Here is a 1,310-nt window from a genome sequence, read left to right on the forward strand (position 1 = left end):
ATGGCATCGAAGCTCGATTTGTCCACCCAGGCCACGGTACCCACTGCATCGGTAACCAATACCTTATCGGTTCCACCACTTAATATGTTTTCTGTCTGTACCGCATCGTCCGCCAACTTCGCATTAGTCACGGCATCATTGCCCAATTTTACTGTAGTAACCGCTCCATCGGCCAGTTTGGCCGTTACTATGGAAAGATCCTCCACCTTGAAAGGATCCAAGGTTGTGCCCACGCCTGTAATTGTTATTTGGTCAGCAATGGCTGTAAAGCTGGATCTGTTAACCCAAGCTACAGTACCAACGGCGTCCGTAACCAACACTTGGTCCGCACCCCCACCTAATATATTTTCTGTCTGAACGGCGTTGTCCGCCAATTTTGCATTGGTAACAGCGTCGTCCCCAATTTCCAATACTACATCACCCAACAAAGCATTTACATCTCCACTCACGTCAATGGTAGTGGATGTAATATTACCATCACCTGAAAGATTACTTAAATCGGCATTAAAAGTTCCCCCATTCTCTAGGGTAAGTGTCAATTGATTGTTAGCGGGATTAAAGCTAAATACCTGAAGTTGCTGGCTATCCGTAGAAGTGAGCTCCCAAGAGTCCCCATCCCAAAAGTAAATTGTTCCTGTATTTGTATTTACATAAATATCCCCAACATCTGCACCAGTAGGTGTGGTTGTTCCAGGCGCGGTGACGAGTGTACCACTCAAAACCTCACAATTACACTGGTCTTCCAAATTTACTGTGGTTTGCGCCATAGCAAATCCAGAAATTAGAAATATGATTAATAAAATCCCCTTCCTCATGGTATATACTTTACTTAAGTTGGTCATTGTTGGTGTGGTTTAATATTCGAAAATGCCCAAAACTGCTGTAATTGAACTAAACCTATTTATAACACCCTACAAAATTAGCCGTATACATGGCAGTGAGAAATAAATGTTGTGTAACGCTATATTTGTACTGTCTATACATGGATAATTGAGGTTTTGATTTATCTTAAGGCCTATTTTAGAGGGATATCACTCGTCGATTATCCCAATAATAGCAACACTTGCCGAAATTCAACTGTAAGAAAAATCTGTGGATAGAGCGGCTTTAAATCCGGGAAAATTCACCAATTCTTTAAAAACCCTGGGGTTAAATTTAGATAGATTTTCATGGTGTTATCCTCTTTGAAAAACGAAAATTACCTACTCTTGAAAGTTTAATGAAACATATGGAAAGTAGTACAATGAAGAATACCCAAAAACTATCAATAAACTGATTTACAGTATTTTATATATTTGAAAAAAAAAAAA

The 1,310-nt window shown here is 39.7% G+C and carries 1 protein-coding gene; it reads right to left on the minus strand.

Going from position 1 to position 1,310, the window contains the following annotated elements:
- Positions 1 to 842: hypothetical protein (locus MWU82_RS23935; RefSeq protein WP_247098262.1), on the minus strand; the 842-nt coding region annotated here is incomplete at its 3' end.
- Positions 843 to 1,310 lie beyond the last annotated feature (468 nt).

It is taken from the genome of Arenibacter sp. S6351L (assembly GCF_023016025.1).
GTDB lineage: Bacteria > Bacteroidota > Bacteroidia > Flavobacteriales > Flavobacteriaceae > Arenibacter > Arenibacter algicola_B.